15 protein-coding genes and 2 pseudogenes are annotated in these 18,926 nt (G+C 41.5%); 10 read left to right on the top strand and 7 right to left on the bottom strand.

Features of this window, described 5'->3' with window-relative positions; translation table 11 throughout:
* The first annotated feature begins 31 nt into the window (after positions 1-31).
* Together PUQ00_RS03740 and patD are read left to right on the top strand one after the other, a co-directional pair.
* On the top strand, positions 32-184 hold the full coding sequence (locus tag PUQ00_RS03740; RefSeq protein ID WP_300413307.1) for a hypothetical protein: 153 nt from the start codon (positions 32-34) through the stop codon (positions 182-184).
* Positions 185-332: 148 nt separating this feature from the next.
* A complete protein-coding gene (gene patD, locus PUQ00_RS03735) occupies positions 333-686 on the top strand; it encodes a heterocyst frequency control protein PatD (protein ID WP_300413306.1) in 354 nt (117 codons plus the stop codon).
* A 210-nt stretch (positions 687-896) separates the two neighbouring features.
* Here patD and PUQ00_RS03730 read toward each other — a convergent pair whose 3' ends face one another.
* On the bottom strand, positions 897-1,493 hold the full coding sequence (locus tag PUQ00_RS03730; RefSeq protein WP_300413305.1) for a TetR/AcrR family transcriptional regulator: 597 nt from the start codon (positions 1,491-1,493) through the stop codon (positions 897-899).
* A gap of 299 nt (positions 1,494-1,792) precedes the next feature.
* On the opposite strand from PUQ00_RS03730, the gene PUQ00_RS03725 reads away from it, so the two are divergent.
* From PUQ00_RS03725 to PUQ00_RS03695, 7 genes and pseudogenes are all read left to right on the top strand, one after another.
* Positions 1,793-3,382 carry a DHA2 family efflux MFS transporter permease subunit gene (locus PUQ00_RS03725; protein WP_300413304.1) on the top strand — a complete coding sequence of 530 codons (1,590 nt, stop codon included), beginning with the start codon at positions 1,793-1,795 and terminating at the stop codon, positions 3,380-3,382.
* A 603-nt stretch (positions 3,383-3,985) separates the two neighbouring features.
* Positions 3,986-4,711 (top strand): phosphoadenosine phosphosulfate reductase, encoded by a 726-nt coding sequence (gene cysH, locus PUQ00_RS03720; RefSeq protein WP_300413302.1) that lies wholly within the window; start codon positions 3,986-3,988, stop codon positions 4,709-4,711.
* Between the two features lie 104 nt (positions 4,712-4,815).
* Positions 4,816-4,993, top strand: a pseudogene (locus tag PUQ00_RS03715) (ABC transporter); the annotation flags it as partial.
* Between the two features lie 27 nt (positions 4,994-5,020).
* The gene (gene argJ / locus PUQ00_RS03710) at positions 5,021-6,184 is read left to right on the top strand and encodes a bifunctional glutamate N-acetyltransferase/amino-acid acetyltransferase ArgJ (RefSeq protein ID WP_300413300.1); all 1,164 of its coding nucleotides are present in this window, start codon (positions 5,021-5,023) and stop codon (positions 6,182-6,184) included.
* A gap of 685 nt (positions 6,185-6,869) precedes the next feature.
* A complete protein-coding gene (locus PUQ00_RS03705; RefSeq protein ID WP_300413298.1) occupies positions 6,870-8,072 on the top strand; it encodes an AAA family ATPase in 1,203 nt (400 codons plus the stop codon).
* A 75-nt stretch (positions 8,073-8,147) separates the two neighbouring features.
* The gene (locus tag PUQ00_RS03700; RefSeq protein ID WP_335029689.1) at positions 8,148-8,483 is read left to right on the top strand and encodes a GNAT family N-acetyltransferase; all 336 of its coding nucleotides are present in this window, start codon (positions 8,148-8,150) and stop codon (positions 8,481-8,483) included.
* A gap of 52 nt (positions 8,484-8,535) precedes the next feature.
* Positions 8,536-8,669 (top strand): annotated as a pseudogene (locus tag PUQ00_RS03695) (pyridoxal-5'-phosphate-dependent protein); the annotation flags it as partial.
* An 88-nt stretch (positions 8,670-8,757) separates the two neighbouring features.
* Here PUQ00_RS03695 and PUQ00_RS03690 read toward each other — a convergent pair.
* The gene (locus PUQ00_RS03690; protein ID WP_300413296.1) at positions 8,758-9,570 is read right to left on the bottom strand and encodes an SDR family oxidoreductase; all 813 of its coding nucleotides are present in this window, start codon (positions 9,568-9,570) and stop codon (positions 8,758-8,760) included.
* 572 nt (positions 9,571-10,142) lie between these two features.
* Between PUQ00_RS03690 and PUQ00_RS03685 the strand changes: the two genes are divergently transcribed.
* Complete coding sequence (locus tag PUQ00_RS03685; protein ID WP_300413294.1) at positions 10,143-11,792, top strand: DUF4091 domain-containing protein; 1,650 nt, start codon at positions 10,143-10,145, stop codon at positions 11,790-11,792.
* Between the two features lie 140 nt (positions 11,793-11,932).
* On the opposite strand, the gene cbiE is transcribed toward PUQ00_RS03685, so the two are convergent.
* The 5 genes from cbiE to PUQ00_RS03660 form a co-directional block, all read right to left on the bottom strand.
* Positions 11,933-13,162, bottom strand: coding sequence for a precorrin-6y C5,15-methyltransferase (decarboxylating) subunit CbiE (cbiE, locus tag PUQ00_RS03680; RefSeq protein ID WP_300413292.1), 1,230 nt, complete (start codon positions 13,160-13,162; stop codon positions 11,933-11,935).
* Positions 13,163-13,220: 58 nt separating this feature from the next.
* Positions 13,221-13,664, bottom strand: coding sequence for an SRPBCC family protein (locus PUQ00_RS03675; RefSeq protein WP_300413290.1), 444 nt, complete (start codon positions 13,662-13,664; stop codon positions 13,221-13,223).
* A 68-nt stretch (positions 13,665-13,732) separates the two neighbouring features.
* Positions 13,733-15,172 carry a 9,9'-di-cis-zeta-carotene desaturase gene (zds, locus tag PUQ00_RS03670; protein WP_300413288.1) on the bottom strand — a complete coding sequence of 480 codons (1,440 nt, stop codon included), beginning with the start codon at positions 15,170-15,172 and terminating at the stop codon, positions 13,733-13,735.
* 276 nt (positions 15,173-15,448) lie between these two features.
* Positions 15,449-15,625, bottom strand: coding sequence for a CopG family transcriptional regulator (locus tag PUQ00_RS03665; protein WP_300413286.1), 177 nt, complete (start codon positions 15,623-15,625; stop codon positions 15,449-15,451).
* A 1,499-nt stretch (positions 15,626-17,124) separates the two neighbouring features.
* Positions 17,125-18,753: a hypothetical protein gene (locus tag PUQ00_RS03660; RefSeq protein ID WP_300413284.1), complete on the bottom strand. Its 1,629-nt coding sequence runs from the start codon at positions 18,751-18,753 to the stop codon at positions 17,125-17,127.
* Positions 18,754-18,926 lie beyond the last annotated feature (173 nt).

Here is an 18,926-nt window from a genome sequence, read left to right as displayed (position 1 = left end):
TTGGGTTTAGAGAGGATCGGTAGATAAGTGAATGATGAATAAAACTAGCAGCATCGCTCTAATGAAGATGCTGTTTCCTAGAGACGGGTGGAAAAAACAGTGTCAGGATGATTCTTCAATTGCCGATAGCGAAGCGTTAGCGACGCAGCGAAAAGTCGGAGCGTCTGGTAGTCATCCAGTTTGAGTTTCAAGGATCATAAATTTAAAAATCCATTGATGGCAAACAAAGCCTCAAACCATAATTTGAAGCTTTTAGTGCTGATAAGCGCTTAAGTAAAGTTTATTGTAGAAGAAAAATTACTTGACATTAATACTATCTTAACTAGCACTGGATGTCTTTAAACCGTGAGAAATATCTGGCACTCGTAACCTTGCTAGAGCAATTACGCTCCGATGCCACAACTACCCAAATTGTTGCACCCGAACTGCGACAGCGTGTAGTCTCGTTGCAGCAATTTTTCGGACAACAGATTGTGCCTTTGGCTAATGAAAACTGGCGAGTACAGTCTTATCAAACAGAGATGAGCAAACAATTGCGCCTGTTGGAAATAGATGTGATGTTTTTGCAAGGAGCGCGGCAAGCATCTACTGCACAAACGAGACTTCAAACGATTAGCGATCGCTTGACAATCCTCATTCAATACTGTGATGCGATTCTGAAACCAGAAGCGGAAGGAGAAAAATAACAATTGTTCACCTTTTTCTCTAATTACTCCATCATCTCATTTTCAACCGTTCATGAAAAGTTATTTTGGTAACAAGTTTCAAATGGGCATTGGGCATTGGGCATTGGGCATTGGCAATTAGGAGTTAGGAGTTAGAAGTTTGGAGTTAGAAGTTTGGAGTTTGCAGTTTGGAATTAGAAGAACTCTTCCCCATGCCCCATGCCCCATGCCCTATGCCCTATTCCCAATACCTTTGAGGAGAAGATTCATAGTGCGGCGCATGTAGGCTTCTACTGGCTCGGTTGTGGGTTTGAAGATCAGTGCATAATATAGTGACCCACTCACAAGATCGATAATTAAGTCTACGTCTGCATCCTTGTGAATTTCGCCTCTAGACTTGGCACGTTCAAGTATTTTAGAAAAGGCTTCACGTCGGAGTTTTGTATATTTTGTCCAATAGACCTCGGCAAACTGAGGATTGCTAGACGCTGTACTGATGATCAGGGCGAGTGTCTGACGACCAAGGGGACTATCTATTTTTTTGGCGGCATTATTAATTAGGATATCCATATCTCCCCAAAAGCTGCCAGTATCGGGGATCGCTAAATCATCTCTGAGACTTTCTATAGCGTCTGCAACTAGTTCTTCTTTGGAAGTGTAACGCCGATAAATCGTCGTTTTACCAACTCCAGCACGGGAAGCGATCGCTTCTATACTCATACTTTCATATCCTACCTCTGCAAGCAGGTCTAAAGTCGCTTGCAGAATAGCTTGGTCGGCGTGGATGCTGCGTGGGCGTCCAGAGAGGCTGTTGATTTGCTTACTCATAAAAATATCATCCCCAAGCAATATCTTCTTGACAATTTGCTTCTACCTTTGGGCATAGAACATCGCCTATGGAAAACAAATAAGCCCTATAACCCAGTTCTGATGCACGAAAACAGCAACAGTGACCATCCATCTTTAGCATAAGTATTTCTGCCACTTTTTATTCAAGACTCTCTTGACCGTTTTTATATGATACGCTACCGTATCGTATATATACAATACTTAATTTTAGCTTTGGCGTAGGCGTAGCCCAACCCAGGCATTGCTTTGACAACCTCCAAATATTACTTGTGCTAACAATGGCTACCAATATTAAACGTTCGACTTTTGACCAATTTGGTTATGTGCAGGGGCCATTGAAGTGGGCGATCGCTTTCACGGCTTCCCTCGGTGCAATCTTAGAAGTAATTGATACTAGTATTGTTAACGTTGCCCTGACTGATATCCAAGCCAGCCTGGGTGCAACTGTTAGTGAAGTAGGTTGGGTGGTGACTGGATATGGGATCGCAAATGTCGTCTTAATTCCCTTATCTGCATGGCTGGGAGATTACTTTGGGCGCAAAACCTACTTTATCTTCTCATTAATTGGCTTTACTATTGCCTCGGTTTTATGTGGGTTGGCATTTAATCTACCGATGCTGATTATTTCTCGAATTATTCAAGGTTTATGTGGTGGCGGGTTGCTAGCTAAAGCACAAGCGATTTTGTTCGAGACTTTTCCACCTGCTGAACAAGGATTCGCCCAGGCAGTTTTTGGAGTAGGTGTAATTTCTGGCCCAGCAATTGGCCCAACTTTAGGAGGATTCTTGGTAGATGGTTTGGGCTGGCGCTGGATTTTCTTTGTTAATATTCCCTTCGGGATCATTGCAGTGGCGATGTCCTTGGCATTTTTACCCAAAGATAAAGATAAGAGAGAGACACAAAGCCAAGCCGTCGATTGGTTCGGGATTGGGTTTTTGGTGATTGCTATTGGCTGTATGCAAACTTTGTTAGAGGAAGGAGAGACAGACGACTGGTTTTCCTCCAGTTTCATCACCACGTTGGCGATCGCTAGTATTATCGGCTTTGGGTTGTTTATTTGGCGAGAACTGAAAACAAATCACCCTGCTGTGGATTTGAGAGTTTTGCGTCACCGTTCTTTAGCTGCGGGAAGCGTTCTTTCAGCAGTCGTGGGTATGGGGCTTTATGGCACACTCTTTGCTGTGCCGATATTTGCTCAGAGTGTGCTGCACTTTACGGCAACGCAGACAGGACTATTGTTAGCACCTGGGGCTTTAGCGTCTGCGATCATTATGGTTTTATTAGGCAAACTCTCTAGTAAAATTGATGCCCGATTTTTAATTGCAATCGGCGCTGTCGGATCATCTGGAGTCATGTTTCAGCTAGCAGCAATTACCCCACAAACCGGCACAGATGATTTATTTTGGCCATTGGTGTGGCGTGGGGGTTTTACTGTGTTAATGTTTCTCCCTTTGAGTTTGGCAGTTTTAGGCCCGCTACCTAAACAAGATGTTTCTGCTGGTTCTGGTTTCTACAACCTGACTCGACAACTAGGTGGCAGTATCGGCATTGCCCTACTTACTACTCTGCTTGACCGACGAGAAGCTTTTCATCGAGCTATCCTGTTAGCAAAACTTAGTCCTTATGACCCAGAAACCAATCAGCGCCTCGACTTGCTCAATGGGGCACTCCAAGGTCAAGGTATAGATGCGGCAACAGCGCAACAACAAGCACTAGCTTTATTAAGTCAAACAGTAGATACCCAAGCTGCCGTTTTATCTTACGCAGATTGCTTTCAAGTCGTAGGGGTAGGGTTCCTTTGCTCATTACCTTTGTTATTATTCCTGGGTAAAGGCGGTGCAGGAGCGAAAGCGCCAGTCGGTCACTAGGGTAAAGTAAATAGCGATCGCATCCCTATTTTAAATTCTCTGATAGCAAAACTCCGTAAAAACACGGTCTAAAAGTTATTCTTTACCGGTATTAATACAATAAACTGAACATATACTGATATATGTGGAGCAGAAAAGTAAAAGCCCCGCTCAAAACTGAGCGGGGCTATGTAAATTCTTATTGCTAAAATTAGAAATCTTTATCTTAGAAAAAGTTCATTATTGTAATAATGCTAACGCTGGTCAACATCATTAAAGCGCCCATAATTATAGATTCGCCTAATGGATTGCGGGATTTTGAATTGTTCATTTAAGTAAAAATCCTTTTTGTTAATAGTTCCTTAATCATATCAAAATCAGTATAAATATCTATATAACCATTGTAAAACTTAAAATCGCGTAAAGTTTCTTAGTAAATACTTAATTTTATACTGAGGTGTTAATTTTTACTTTTAATGGGTTACTCTCCTATTCCCCATTCCCCATTTCCACACTGTAGTAATTCCCGAACAGAATAATTACCTTATCTCCGAGCGGAATAGGCGTCTTTATGAGGTAAGATTAATGCTAATGAAGGTAAAAATATTTGAATAGAAGATTATCATGACAGTCTCCACGGCATCTAGAAACCAAACGATCGCTTTTGACTTAGACAAATTAAATGAGCAATTTGAAACTGCCACTCCCAAAGAGGTACTGGCATGGTCTATAGAAAATATCCCAACGGGACTGGTGCAAACCAGCGCCTTTAATGTGGATGACATGATAATTACCCATATTCTTTACAGTGAACTGAAGCATCCAGTTCCTGTGATCTTTCTCGACACCTTGCACCACTTCCCTGAAAGCCTAGAATTAGTTGCCAAAGCCAAACAAATCTACAATCTGGATTTGCAAACTTACAAAACTCCAGACCTAGACAGTCGCAAAGCCTTTGAAGCTAAATACGGCGAAAAACTTTGGGACAACGATATTGCCCAATTCCACCAAATTACAAAAATTGAACCACTGCTACGGGGTCTGGACGAACTCAACAGCGTCGCTTGGATAACTGGACGCCGCCGTGACCAAGCAGTAACCCGTGGGAATATGCCCATATTTGAATTAGATGGTAAAAATCGGCTGAAAGTAAATCCTATAGCTACCTGGACACGCCAAGACAGCTGGGTTTACGTGGCTGAACACGGAGTCATCTACAACCCTCTACACGACAAAGGTTATCCCAGCATAGGCGACGAACCCATCACCACCAAAGTCGGCGAAGGCGAAGACGAACGCGCCGGACGCTGGCGGGGAAGTGATAAAACAGAATGTGGAATTCATATTTAAGGGGGAGTGGGGAGTAGGTAATAGAAGAAAAGAAGAATTTCCCCCAACTCTCCCATTCTCTCGCGACTCTGCGCCTCTGCGGTTAGACAACACTGTTACACGGTGCGGTTTTGCTGAAGCCGCGAATCTTGATTTTGGACGCAGCAACCACTAATATTGACAGCTAAACAGAGAATTTAGTTTAACAAGCGATCGCTAACTTACTTTATGGGTCGTACCAGCTTTATTATCGCTCACCGTTTGGCAAGTGTTACCAACGCAGACAAGGTATTAGTCATCCAGTAAGGGCGAATTATTAAATCCAGAAAAATGTCATTAACTATATCTTCCTCACCTCAGGGTTTTAGTGCATTTATTACTAATTTAGGAATACGAGATACAACTGATGATTTTGTATTTATTAAATCATCAGTTCCTTGTGTTGCTGATGGAGTCTTCACTCAAAGTCTTTTTGCTGGGCCAAGTGTTATTATTAGCCGCAGTAACTTAAAAGATTCACAAGCACAAGGAATTGTCGTTATATCTAAAAATGCAAATGTAGCTAATGGTTCTGTTGGCATCGCTGATGCCCAAGAGGTTCTGCAATTAGTTGCAACTGAAACTGGAATTGCTGCACATAATATTGCGCTCGCTTCTACAGGTGTAATTGGCAGACGTTACCCGATTGAAAAAATCCGAGCAGGTTTATTAGGATTGGGCAAAAAATTGACTGCTGCTGATTTTCATGCCGCAGCCCGTGGTATTATGACTACCGATACAGTAGCGAAACTAGCTACACGGCAAATCGGAAATGCCAAGCTGGTAGGAATTGCCAAAGGCGTTGGCATGATTGAGCCTAATATGGCTACTCTCCTAACTTTCTTTTTTACTGACGCTGCAATTTCTGCAAATAGCCTTCGTTCTATTTTTCGCTCTACTATAGATAAGACCTTTAACTGCTTGAGTGTAGACACTGACACTTCTACTAGTGACTCCGCCGTGATTCTAGCTAATGGTTTAGCAGGTGAAGTTTCCGAGTTAGATTTTGCTAGTGCATTGCAAGAAGTTGCACAAGAATTGGTGCTGAAAATTGCCAGAGATGCAGAAGGTGCTACCAAGATTATTGAAGTAACTGTAGATTCAGCGATTAATTATGCACAAGCTAAAACAGTAGCTAAAGCAATTGTGAATTCACCATTAGTAAAAACTGCCGTCTATGGAGCAGATCCGAATTGGGGACGAGTTGCTATGGCTATAGGCAAATGTGAAAATGAACAGCAGATAAATCCAGAACGAGTTGTTATCAGTTTTGATAATGTGAAAGTTTATCCTAATACTTTAACTGATGAAAATCTGCAACAGTTGCGCCAAATTATGTCCAAAGATCAAGTAGATATCCATGTTAGCCTCAACATTGGCAAAGCTTCTGCAACTGTATGGGGTTGTGATCTTTCAGAGGGTTATATAGAAATTAATGGCAAATACTCAACTTGATTAACGTAATTTGTAATTGATAATTACGCCTAGTCAGGGCTTCACACCATTTCAGACAAACCCTGATATATTTGGATTTCTCGTAGGGGCACAGCAATGCTCATTGGTGTCAACTTAAGGTGAAAACCAGTCTAGAACCAGCTTTTAGCAGATTATCTCGTTATCTCGTTAAGAGTCTCCGACTGGGAATGCCCCTCATTGAGGCTCCGCCTCCGTAACTGGCGGCAGAGCCACCAGGAGCTGCATTTCCAGCCTCTGGCTGGAAACGAGGTTTTAAAGGAGTTTGAGCTTAAGTTGACACTAATGAGCAATGCTGTGCCCCTACCAACCTATTTGTATCATTATTGTCTCGTTAAGAGTCTCCGACTGGGAATGCCTATTAGAGGCTCCGCCTCAAGACTTGCGGCTCTGCCGCAATTGAAGAGCATTTCCAGCCTCTGGCTGGAAACGAGGTTTGAACCCCCACTTAGCAATTGCTTTGTCAAGAAAGTTGACGCAGGTAGTAAATATGTAATATAGTATATTACATAGGGAATGAGTTAGATTAAAAAGACTTCCTAGTGAGTACAGCACCGTGGAAATAAAATTACGATTTGTACGCAGTTAGTTTATATTACGAGAAAACTTTTTCAAAGTCTCTTATTTCACACAAAATAACTCGACTAACGCTGCATAACTAACAAATATGGATTTTGACTATTTTAGAAGCAATGAAAGCACTCCTACAAATAATAGTCGGCAAAGCTTGCTTGCTAGCGGTTGGCGACCGTTTAACCGAGAATTAGACTGGGGTTTTTTGTGGCAACTGTTGTCTAATGACTCTCGCGAATTAAGTCAAAAAAGTTTGAATTTAGCGAGTAATGTTGCTGATATTTTGGGACGAAATAATTATGCCTGGTGGGCTAATTTATTAAATGTTGTATCTGATAATACCCGCTACGAAGTTGAAAAGTTTTGGAATTACATCACGCCAGATCCTCTATCACCAGATCATCGCTACAAAGATGTTTTGAGTACGGAAACACCCATTGTCCAATTTGTCAGTCGTAGTAGCATTCCCATTGATTATGTTCTTAACCGACTACAAGAAATTACTGTACTCCGAGTTTTAGATGTGTTGGGTAGTCCCGACATTATTACCCAGTATTATTCAGAAAGAGATTTTTATTTTCCTATAGATAAATTTGTTAGCTGGGAACGCTTAGACGTTCTCAATACTGTTTATGCTTACTGGTCGAAGTCTGACGTTTGGTTGCAAATTGACCCCTACGATCGCGGGCGACGACAATATAGTTTAATGGCAAAAAATCTCGCGCCACTAATTAACAAAGCGACTTACGACTTAGCAGTTATGCTGAGTGGATATCAAAGTCGTGTAGGCAAAGTTCACAGTCAATTTCCCATTCGGACATTTCCCGCAGATATCCAAAACTTTACTGATTCTGTACAGCAAGCGATTCTGAATCAAAACCAGTTAGCGGTTGTTGTACATGGGGAACCAGGTACAGGTAAAACAGTCTGGACACAAGCGGTAGCAAAAGAAATTCTTGTACCTTTAGGGTATGTAATTTTTATTTTAGATCATGATGCGATCGCTAATTTTGTCCCACCGACTTACATAGAGCGTATTTGTATCGTGATTAACGAAGCTGATAATCTAGCGCAAAATCGTGCTTCCGAGGTAGCGCAATACAATAACAAAACCGAACACATTCTGAGTTTGCTGGATGGGACTTTGTATCAGAGTGTAATTGATGACTCTGGTATTCAGATGCAGCAACGGTTAGTTGTTTTGATGACTTGCAACACTACCGAAAGATTAGATCCAGCCATGTTACGTAAGGGCAGAGTGGATTTAATGTATGAGTTTACGCAACTGTTTGTGTAATATCAATTTGTACTAGCTACGGAGGATGATCAAGAACTTCTTAAAAATTGGTATGAAGCCTTTTCGCTAGACGCTTTGGGCAGTATTGAGTCCGATACAGAACGCTGGGTTAAACGAGTTTTGCAGCAAGGTACTGCTTACCTTTGGGAGGATGAAGTACCGGTTTCAATAGCTTGTCATGTTGGAATCACGCTTAATGGTGCGCGGATTAGTATAGTTTACACACCGCCAGAGTATCGGCGGAAGGGCTACGCCTGTGCTTGCGTGGCAGCGTTAAGTCAAACTTTATTGAACCAGGGAAATCGATACTGCTTTTTATTTACCGACTTGGCAAACCCAACATCCAATCATATATACCAGGAAATTGGCTACCAGCCAGTAGGCGATTGGGATAATTACTCATTCGTCTGAGAATTAAGAGTAAGAATCTTTAATACTGCCGTCGATGCCTTAGCATCACTCCATTACTATAACTGATGTCCAGGCAGCACAAGCGCGGATTTTGGAGATTGCCCACCGCATAGAATTGTTAACGATCGCACCAATAGCCAGGTATTTTTTAAGTGCGAAAATTTCCAACGCACAGGATCGTTTAAATAGGGAAGGGGGGAAAATTTAAAGCCTCTCCCCTTGTAGAAGAATAGAAGTCAGGTTTTTAGATCAGAGTGAAAACTCAGATATCGGGCTACCTATTTTTTTTGAGTTCGTGCATAGTTCTCACGATCTTTGTGACTAAATTTCTGGGTGTAAATCTGACACTTTCAGTCAATATTTTATTTCTCATCCCAGGAACAACAACGATTTTGTTTGTCATTAAGCCCTGATAACCAATCCTAGCAACGGTTTTCGTATCCATCATTCTCTTAACGTTAGCAATCTTTGAATCTCCCATTGCAGCAGTTTGTTGAAATTCCGATGCTGTTGGCCCTGGACAAAGAACAGTCACGCTGATACCTGTGCCCTCTAATTCATTAGCGATCGCTTCTGAAAATGATAAGACATAGGCTTGAGTAGCAAAATAAACTGCCATTAGAGGCCCTGGTTGAAAAGCAGCCGCTGAGGCCACATTTAATATTTTTCCATAGTTTTGCTCGACCATATCCTTGAGGAATAACTTAGTTAAATGAGTCAGGCTGACCATATTTACCTGTAGCATTTTCAGTTCAAGGGTAAGGTCTGTTTCGTTAAATACTCCATAAGTACCAAAGCCAGCATTATTAACCAGCACATCAATCTTGATGGATGCTTGTTGTAGTTCAGTGAAAATTTCTTCTGGGGATGTTGGGATAGATAAATCCTTCACAAAAATTTTCACAAAAATGCCAAACTTTTGCGGAAATTCATCTATGATTTCAGTAAGTTTTTGTTCATTCTTATCTACTAACACCAGATTATAACTATGACGGGCAAAAATTTGGGTTAATTGATAGCCTATCCCACTAGCCGCTCCTGTAATTAAAGCAGTTTTTTTTTGCAGACTTTTGGATGTTTTATTCATGTTACAAAAATGTCCAATTTGAGTTAATTAATTTAACTTTTATAAATTTAGCTACAGCAATATTCTCATATTTGCTATAGCTATTTTTATGGGGACAATAAATGATGCTATCCACCTGAAATGAGTATGCTTCCCAGCATATTAGGCGCAAATCTAAAAATCTGTATCTATATAAACAAGAGGAAAAATATAAAGAAACAAGAAGATAAACCAGAAGAGGCTGAGGCTCCAAAACGGAAATCAGCAGGGCAACCAGGGGAGCATCTCAGTGAAAGCAAATATACCAGATGAGAAACAAGATTCTTGCTCCCTCTCCTTGGTAAGGAGAGGGTTGAGGTGAAGTTTTATAAGGCTTTTACGAAAGTGAGATGCTCCCGGCAACCAGGGCATCCGGGAAAAATAAGAAAGGGTTTTGGGAGAGTAGACAGGTTTGAGATATTACGACCGCAAGTATGTAGTTGCTGTGGTCAAAGGGAATTCAGTGGCGAACCAATAAAAATCGAAGTAGTTTTTATTCGTAAGAATGGGCAGAAGAATAAAATTGTTTTTGTCAATGAGCAAAAGTCATCTTTATGCTAGAAAACAGGGGTAGTTCTGGTAGTTATGGAATTTTTACGATGAAATTCATTCGATGGTTTAGGGTCATATTTATTGTATTGGTTTGTTTAAATATTTGGCAAATTCCTAATATTTGTGCTTCCTCGGCAATTGGTCCAGTTTTATATATGGCTCCAAGTTTGAAAAGGATAGGACAAACTGACACTAGGGTAAGCACATCATCAGTCAAAATTTTTGCTGCTAAAGGTGAATATGAATCGTTCCAATTAGTAATCCAGGCTCCTGCAAGTGAATTGACTAATGTAAATGTTTCAGTATCAGATTTATTCGGCTCCAACAATCAGACAATTGGTAAAAATAACATCACTCTCTATCGAGAACATTATGTTTATGTTAGTCATTCTAGCCCAAACCCTAGAGGTAATATGAACCCTCCTCTGGGTGTTGGATGGTATCCTGATGGACTTATACCATTTGTAGATCCAGTAACCCAACAGCCTCCGCTTACTCGTGAGTTAAAAGCAGTTCCGTTTAGTTTAAAGCCCAAATATAACCAACCTATTTGGGTAGATGTATTTGTACCTCGCGACGTTCAATCTGGTGAATATACGGGTAAGTTTATTGTCACAAGCGATCAAGGTAAAACTGAAGGCAAGGTAGTTCTAAAAGTTTGGAATTTCGAGTTACCTTTGAAGCCCTCACTGAAGTCTTCTTTTCAATTCTGGGACAACAAAACCTATATTGCTAACTCAGAACTTCTCAAGCATAAACTCATGCCTAAAGATGTCAACCCAGAGGATCAGCAGGCTTTGATTAAGCAAGGGCTTGCTTCTGCTGATCTCGGTTATTGGAGCGGAGCCAATATCAATACGTGTAAGATGAGTCCACTCCCTTCAAAGGAGGAATTCCGAAAAACTGCTGCATCTTATCAGTCGAGTCTATTTTTATATAACTACACGGCTGATGAAATCGATGATTGTCCAGCCCTTTCTGAACAGATAAAGCGATGGTCTAGAAATCTGCATGAATCGGGGGTTCTTAACCTTGTGACAATGATACCCAACAGTAAGCTTTATGATGATGGTTCTGGGACTGGGCGTTCTGCTGTTGACATTTGGGTACTCCTCCCTAATATGTATGAGCAAGCTACTCATAGAGTAGCCAAAGTACTGAAAAAGGGAGACAAAGTTTGGTCTTATAACGCATTAGTACAAGAAGAATACTCTCCTAAGTGGGAGATAGATTTTGAGCCAATAAACTTTAGGATTCAGCCAGGTTTCATTAGCCAGAGTCTGGGATTAACTGGAATCCTGTATTGGCAAGTTGATCTATGGACAAAAGATCCCTGGCATGATGTTCAAACCTATCAAGAGAATGGTGAGTATTTTCCTGGAGAAGGAATGCTAGTTTATCCGGGCGTTCAGGTAGGGATTGAAGGAGTTGTCCCATCTATGAGACTCAAATGGTTGCGGGATGGAGTTGAGGATTACGAATATATCGAGATTCTCAAAAAACTTGGTCGTGGAAATTGGGCATTAAATATTGGCCGAACTGTTGGTAAAGATTGGAGAAATTGGACACGGGATACAAATGTGCTGACTGCTGTGCGATCGCGATTAGGAGCAGAAATCGACAGACTATCCTTGTTTAACAGTATCAACTAATTGTTGATGCTGGCTGGCATCCGTTTTTACGCATTAACCATTAAGGAACTTATAAAATTCCACCAGACAATACATGGCACTCACTTGCTCTTGTAGGGGCAATTCATGAATTGCTCCTAAAAAGAAAATCAGGATTTCGGCTATTGTTTGCGTAAGTCCTGAGATTTTACAACTATCCATTGCGTCACAGGTGCCATTGCTCGCCAGCCCAAAAATTTACCAATCGGTTCCGCCCGTTGGATAGCAATACGAATTAAATCACCACCGACTTGTTCATGCCATTGAAATAAAGTTTGCTCACCCTCTACCGTCACAACATTTGCTACCAAACGCCCACCCGGCCGCAGTGCTTCCCAGCAAACATCAAAAAGTCCTGTTGCTGTGACTCCACCACCAATAAAGATCGCATTTGGTGCTGGCAAGTCTTTCAGGGCATGGGGCGCTTTACCTGCAATGATTTGCAGATTTGGAGTACCGAGACTAGCGGCATTATCGGCAATATAAAGTAGTCTAGATGAGTTTTGTTCGATCACGATCGCCCGACACCGAGCATTACTCCTCATCCATTCGATAGAAATTGAACCGCAACCTGCGCCAACATCCCACAATAATTCTCCCGGTGTCGGAGCTAAAGCTGCTAGAGTGATTGCCCTAACTTCTTGCTTAGTTAATTGTCCATCGTGGTGGTAGGCGTTATCTGGTAGCCCTGGTAACTTTGGTAAAGGCACAACCCCAACATCAGCAATACAATCAACTGCGATCGCATTCAAAGCAGCAACTTCAGTTTGACTCCACGAGGCAGCCGTACCTTCCACAATTCTTTCATGAGTGCCGCCCATGCGCTCCAGTACGGTAATTTTACTGCCACCATAGCCGCGATTTGTCAAAATTTCGGCAACAATGGCGGGTGTGTCCTTCCCCTCGCTCAAAATCAACAGCCGCGCTCCCGGATAGATGTAAGACTGGAGTAGGGAGGATGAACGACCATTCAAACTCAAGGTTTCCACCTCAGTTAAAGACCATCCAAGTCTGGCGCAAGCGAGGCTGAAAGCTGAAGGTGCAGGGATAATCGTCATTTCAGAGATAGGAATTCGCCGCATCAAGGTAACACCAATGCCGTAACACATCGGATCGCCGCTTGCGAGTACGCAAATCCACTGACCGCGACGCTGGATGATTTCCTCAACTGAGGCACTAATGGGGGATGTCCAGACTAGTTTCTCACGTTGGTCATCTGTAGGAAGCATTGCCAAATGGCGATCGCCTCCCACAATTACTGTCGCTTGATCGATTAGAGAACGAGCGATCGCACTTAACCCCTGTAATCCATCTTCCCCAATACCAACGATAGAAAGCCATTTCTCTGTCATGCTAATTCATGATTCATAAAATGCAAAAGCTTTCTACTGCCTGTTTTTCCTATTTAGATCAATTAGCTTTAACATTCAGTGCGTATTCTTTAAACCTTTCCAAATCAGCTTGAATCGTCGATTCAACTATTCGTCCCAAAAATAAGTTATCCATAATTTTCCCAAGAATGCCGGGGATGGCGTAGGAAATGGTCATTTTGACAATGCTACTACCGTTACGATCGTAAAAGCGAATCGCTCCCTGATTCGGCAAACCATCAATCGATTCCCATTGGATAATTTGGTTGGGAATAACTTTGAGAATTCGAGATTTCCAAGTAAATTCTAAACTACCCGTCTTTAATTTCCAAAGAGATATATCTGGATTATCTGGCGGAATTTTCACCGAATCAATCCACTTCATCCAACGGGGCATTTGCTCCAAATCAGACCAGAGGCTCCATACTAAATCTATGGGAGCCTCTACTTCTACCTGTACAGTATGCTCTAACCAGTCTGACATTCTCTCTTCTTCCTTCGCGTTCTTCGCGCCCTTCGCGGTAGCCTGCGGCAAGCCACTGCGTGTCTACGTTATCTCTTCAAACTCTCCAAAATCACTTTAGCCGCCCGCCGTCCAGAAATAGTTGCTCCTTCCATGCTGTCGATGTAGTCTTGCTGAGTATAACTCCCTGCAAGGAAGAAATTATCTACTGGTGTTTTTTGGTTAGGACGGTACGCATCCATGCCTGGCGCTTCTCGGTAGAGAGACTGAGCAAGTTTTACCACACTATACCAAGTCATATTTAGCTCCCGCGACGAGGGAAACAGTTCATGAACTTGCTTAAGAACATGTTGGGCGATCGCTTCATTACTTTGGGCAATAAACGGATCTCCCGGTGTCAGCACTAGCTGCAACAAAGACCCCTGTCCTGGGCGATAATAATCAGCAGGGCTAGTCAAGGCCAAATCGGCAAAACAAGAAAAGTCAGCATCGGCTGTGTAAAGTAAATTATCGATTCCAGCCGCATGAGTTAGCTGTTTACGTTCCTCTTTATCATCCAATTCCGTTACCCAACCATCGAAGCGTAACTGCACTGTAGCCACTGGCACTGCATTCAGTTTGTAAATATTGTCAAATTCTGACCATTTACGCCACTCGTGGGGTAAGATGCGTTGAATTCCTGGAACATCACAGGCAAAAACGTAAGCATCAGCAGTGATAGTTTCTACGGTATCACCTTGGGCAACTACTATACCAGTGACGTGGGTTTGTTTGTCTAACTCTGTAAACTTAATTTCCCGCACTTGCCGACGCGTGTAAATTTTGGTGCCTCTAACTTCCAGATATTCCAGAATGGGCTTGTGCAAATACTCATCGGGAGAACCTTGCAGCATTCGCAAAACTGAAGCTTCAGTTCTCACTGCAAATAACTGGAATATCGTTAACATACAACGGGCAGACATATTTTCGCAATCAATAAATCCCAATGCGTAGGCGATGGGATTCCATAAACGCTTAATGCTGCCATTACTCCCACCGTGACTGCGGAACCAGTCGGCAAAGCTAACTTTATCTAATTTGCGGATGGTTTTCATCGCCCCGTTAAAGTCTACCAATCCGCGAACTATCGGACTAGTACCCAAAGCGATCGCATTTTGCAATTTATCTTGCAACGATAGTTGAGAAGTAGTGAAAAATGCCTTTAAGCCATTGAAAGGCGCACCTGTAAGGAAGCGAAAATCTAAAGCACCAGTGCGCCCCCCTTTATTAATGAAAGTGTGGGTATGTTCTTTGAGGCGTAAGTTTTCTAACACCCCCACTTTCTTCATTAAGTCAAATAGTTGATAGTAGCAGCCGAAAAATACATGCAACCCCATTTCTAGATGGTTGCCATCTCCATCAACCCAGCTGCCAACTTTACCACCCACAAACGGACGAGATTCAAAAATCTCTACTTCACAACCAGCATCAGCTAAATCTACTGCGGTTGCTAGTCCAGCCAGTCCCGCACCTACGATTGCAACGCGCATTCCGTTGTTCCTTTTCAGTTTCTTTACAGATTGTAACTGGGTTGGTGTCGGAATTTGCTACTTAATATCGACTCCACCAGCATATTAAGGCCAGGCAATGTCAATACTAAAACCTCTTTGATCACTCCTTTTAGTCCCGAAAAATGACCAGACGCGAGAAAAACGCGTCTGTATCAGCTAGACAAACTCTTGTCGATTACGGCGGACTCAAAAAAGTATCATAGCTATTTTTTTGGTGGTAAAGCAGTTATCCGGATAAGTCATGAAAGTAACTTCTTACTTGTTTACATCTTTGCTGTCGTCGGAGACAGGCAAACTTCTAATCAGTTCACGAATCACGTCGGTTGCAGGTCTACCTGTTTCTTGACAATATTTTTCTAGTTTTTCCGCTTCCTGTGTTGCGAGATTTACTGTTATGCGTTTAACTGCCCATTTTTTATTTGTCATTATCATGCTATTTGCTGTATATTTTAGATCATTGAAAGAATCTAACTAAAGAGGAGACCGATAACATTATCAGAGTTTGTCTCAGGAGACAAGTAATACCATTAATATTAAAAATGTTTATTTTGTCCAAGGATTCATCATTTTCTAAATAAATCAAAAAATTACACTTTATTTGTTGCTATTGTGACAGCAACAATAGCACATACTTGCTTTGGAAAATAATAACCCTACTAACAGCATGAGTAAAGCCTGGTAATGAAATTTTATAAATCAATTTGAGACACCTACTGTTGACTCAATCAAGATTCCCAAAATTATTCTCCATTGAAAGCATTTGACCTTCTATCTTAAGCAAGTTCGTCAAACCCGCTTGCAGAGTACATCTGGTACAACACCAGAGAATAAAGCTTCAGAATCATTATCATGCTGAAATGCTGCTTTACAGGCGGGTTAGAGTGGTGTATATAGCTCCTGAATAATTACTTAGAAAGTAGGCAAATAAGCGATCGCTCTAGAACAAACACCCATCTGCATCCATTGCATATATGATGTTAGTTGACTGTTACCGATCAGAATCTTTTAATTTGCTTTCATGCTTTTACACTAACTTCCTGTAAAGATACGATCAAAGTTTGCATTTTTTTTATCCTCTCTCTAGCGATAGAGTTTGCTTTCAAATCAGCGATTTTTTGATTGTTTGTATTCATCTCTGTGGAGGTTATGTAAATCATATTTAGCCAATTATGATGCTAAAAAATAGACAGCAAACTTCTTTTAAGACTTGTTCTAAGAGATAAGTTACTGACAAAAAACTGGGGATTTTAAACTATTTATTATTTTTTAAACATGCCCATAAAAATAATTGTATATTTCAAATTGTTCGGTAGTTTGTCCATTATAGCTATTATTTTTACACTTTAAATAATCTTCATTTAAACACTAAATTAGCTAATTTTCCTTCTTCATAAAAAAATTATAAAGAAAAAGATATATATCTGAACTTTTGCTTAATGATATTGATATATAACAAGATACTCAACTCAAAAACTGGTAAAAAAAAGATTCCGATATCTAAATGCATTCAGCTAAATTTGATTAAACTGAACTTTGTAAATAAAATTTTATTAACATGTAGTTATTTATACTGAAAAATATCCAATAAAATGACTGAGAAACTATGAAAATACAGGTACTTCATGAAATTGAGGTAAAGTTAACTTCTAATCATTCGTCGCCTATTAGTATTTACATATACATGAATATGGATTACAAAGTGCCGCGCCGTCAGAGGTACGCGGATGAAGAGTGCTGAAAAAAGCCGGAGACACTCCGCCTCCGGTTAAAAGACCACAAAAATCCTGAGTACTTTTTACTTCATTTAGGACGGACTAAACCTTAGCTATCCCCTAACAGCACTGAGTGCGGTTAATATGCAAATCAAATACACATCTACTTAACTTCTTATAGCCACAAGTTGAGATTGAGGATTAGAGAAATTCGTGCAACTATTCAAATTTAAGTTGGGGCATCAGTTGAAGAGTGCCAATACCTAAATCTTTAGGTGAGAGCGATCGCCCTTCAAACAAAGCCATCATATCTCGTAACTGAGGATTACCACGGGAAGCTCCTGTTAGTCCTTTGGCAATAATTAAGCCACAGTAGCCCTTAGTATTTTTACAGCGCTGATTCCATTTTTTTCGGGCTTCTACATGAATAGGATCTTCATCTAAAAATTCACCGAATAGGAACAATTCGCCATTTTGAGTTTGTAATAAACCCAGGTCATAGCGATCGCCATCGAAGGGGTCGGCACCTGGATTAAAGCAAATTGCTCTCAGTCCGCCTGCTGCTTCAATTTTTTCAATTACAATTTTAGCCTTGGGCCGGGAAGTTTGAATTAAAATCACCGGCAAACCATCACCCACTTGTTTGATTTCACCAGCCGGATGGTAGCTGATTCCCTTCCGCAGGTATTCCAACATTTCCCAGGAAACCACACCTAAGCTGAGGAAGGAATCTTCTGGTATCAAGTCATCTTGCAATGATTGGAAATCAAGATTCTCAATCTCTTGATCATCGACATCAAGGCCTGCCATTTCCTCTAATTCTGCTGCTAACTGGGACATGGTAGAGACTGTCACAGCCACAGATTTAGTTGATTCCGACTGCGGCAAAGATATGCGATAGCGACGGCTGAGGGTAGAGAAGATGTCCTCATGAAGCTGGCGTCGGTGATCGCGAATAAAGCGGCTCAGGCTTTCGAGCGCAACGAACATTACCAGTGCTTCTTCGTCATACAAAACAGACCGTAGTCCTTCTAATGGGTGGATATTACCGAAAGTCGGGTCAATTTCTGATAATGGCAGATCCGCCAAATCTCCTTCTTCATCCTCATCTTCATCGGTTTCATCAGCACTCTCAAAAGTGAGAAACAGGCAATCTTGCTTGAGGAATGCTTCTTCTAGATGCTCCGTTGATTCTTCATCTGTTAAAACTGCGGCGCGAAACTGTTTTAAAGACTCTTCTGAGCGATAAAACAAAATCCCATACTCCATTCCCAGCATTCCCATGACTGAGGCGTAGAGTGTACCAACATCCCACTTATTAATTTCGATTGACAAAATTTGCTGTTCTTTCAAAAATTCCCAAGGTGCCGCTTGCCAAATTGCAAATGCCTTCTCTCGCAAGATTTGTGCATACTGTGGGGGTAAGTCGGGGGTTTGACTATCGAGGATGTCGGTGAACCCGCGAAACAGTTCGTCAATTAAAGGTAGTTCCGGTGCGTAGTCGATGGCGATATCCAAATCTTGCAGCACCCCCCGCAGGTAAAATTGGATCTCCCGGTCTCTGACTATAATTCTTTGGGGTCTGGCAGGTCTTGCCGGACTCTGGGGATGCTCCATTGCTTGCATTAAGGTGCGAACTATTGCTTCTGGGCCGATATCTGAAGCTACCACGTCCATTCCTCGGACAATACCTTGGGAGTAATCTACCCAAAGAATGCATTCTCCTTTTGCCTCTGAGTCTGAGTGCTGGTTTGGTGATGACAACGGACGGCGATCGCCCTCCCATACAGAAGGAATTTGAGTTAATTTCTTCAACCGACGACTGGTAGAGCGATTAAAACTTGTCATAGAGTAAGTTAATCAAAAGAAGCAATTTGGAAGTAAACTTTGGGGGATAGCTAGCCTCAGATTAAGTTTTGATGGCTGCACCTGAAGGATGGTTGCTTCTCAGGCTGCCGCAAGACTTGAACTTCAAAAATAGCGAATCTATAAACACACTAAGTCTCTCAATTCTAGAATAA

The organism is Nostoc sp. S13, from assembly GCF_029379315.1.
In the GTDB taxonomy this organism is placed as follows: Bacteria; Cyanobacteriota; Cyanobacteriia; order Cyanobacteriales; family Nostocaceae; genus Nostoc.
The sequence above is the reverse complement of the archived record's forward strand: the minus strand, read 5'-3'. Positions and strand labels throughout refer to the sequence as shown.

Bases quoted from the DNA above. Each gene is read 5' to 3' on its own strand.
- PUQ00_RS03675 (WP_300413290.1), bottom strand. From the start codon at position 13,664: ATGTCAGACTGGTTAGAGCATACTGTACAGGTAGAAGTAGAGGCTCCC.
- zds (WP_300413288.1), bottom strand. From the start codon at position 15,172: ATGCGCGTTGCAATCGTAGGTGCGGGACTGGCTGGACTAGCAACCGCA.
- cysH (WP_300413302.1), top strand. From the start codon at position 3,986: ATGACAGTCTCCACGGCATCTAGAAACCAAACGATCGCTTTTGACTTA.
- PUQ00_RS03725 (WP_300413304.1), top strand. From the start codon at position 1,793: ATGGCTACCAATATTAAACGTTCGACTTTTGACCAATTTGGTTATGTG.
- PUQ00_RS03665 (WP_300413286.1), bottom strand. From the start codon at position 15,625: ATGATAATGACAAATAAAAAATGGGCAGTTAAACGCATAACAGTAAAT.
- PUQ00_RS03690 (WP_300413296.1), bottom strand. From the start codon at position 9,570: ATGAATAAAACATCCAAAAGTCTGCAAAAAAAAACTGCTTTAATTACA.
- PUQ00_RS03730 (WP_300413305.1), bottom strand. From the start codon at position 1,493: ATGAGTAAGCAAATCAACAGCCTCTCTGGACGCCCACGCAGCATCCAC.
- PUQ00_RS03660 (WP_300413284.1), bottom strand. From the start codon at position 18,753: ATGACAAGTTTTAATCGCTCTACCAGTCGTCGGTTGAAGAAATTAACT.
- PUQ00_RS03740 (WP_300413307.1), top strand. From the start codon at position 32: ATGATGAATAAAACTAGCAGCATCGCTCTAATGAAGATGCTGTTTCCT.
- argJ (WP_300413300.1), top strand. From the start codon at position 5,021: ATGTCATTAACTATATCTTCCTCACCTCAGGGTTTTAGTGCATTTATT.
- PUQ00_RS03705 (WP_300413298.1), top strand. From the start codon at position 6,870: ATGGATTTTGACTATTTTAGAAGCAATGAAAGCACTCCTACAAATAAT.
- cbiE (WP_300413292.1), bottom strand. From the start codon at position 13,162: ATGACAGAGAAATGGCTTTCTATCGTTGGTATTGGGGAAGATGGATTA.
- PUQ00_RS03685 (WP_300413294.1), top strand. From the start codon at position 10,143: ATGCTAGAAAACAGGGGTAGTTCTGGTAGTTATGGAATTTTTACGATG.
- patD (WP_300413306.1), top strand. From the start codon at position 333: ATGTCTTTAAACCGTGAGAAATATCTGGCACTCGTAACCTTGCTAGAG.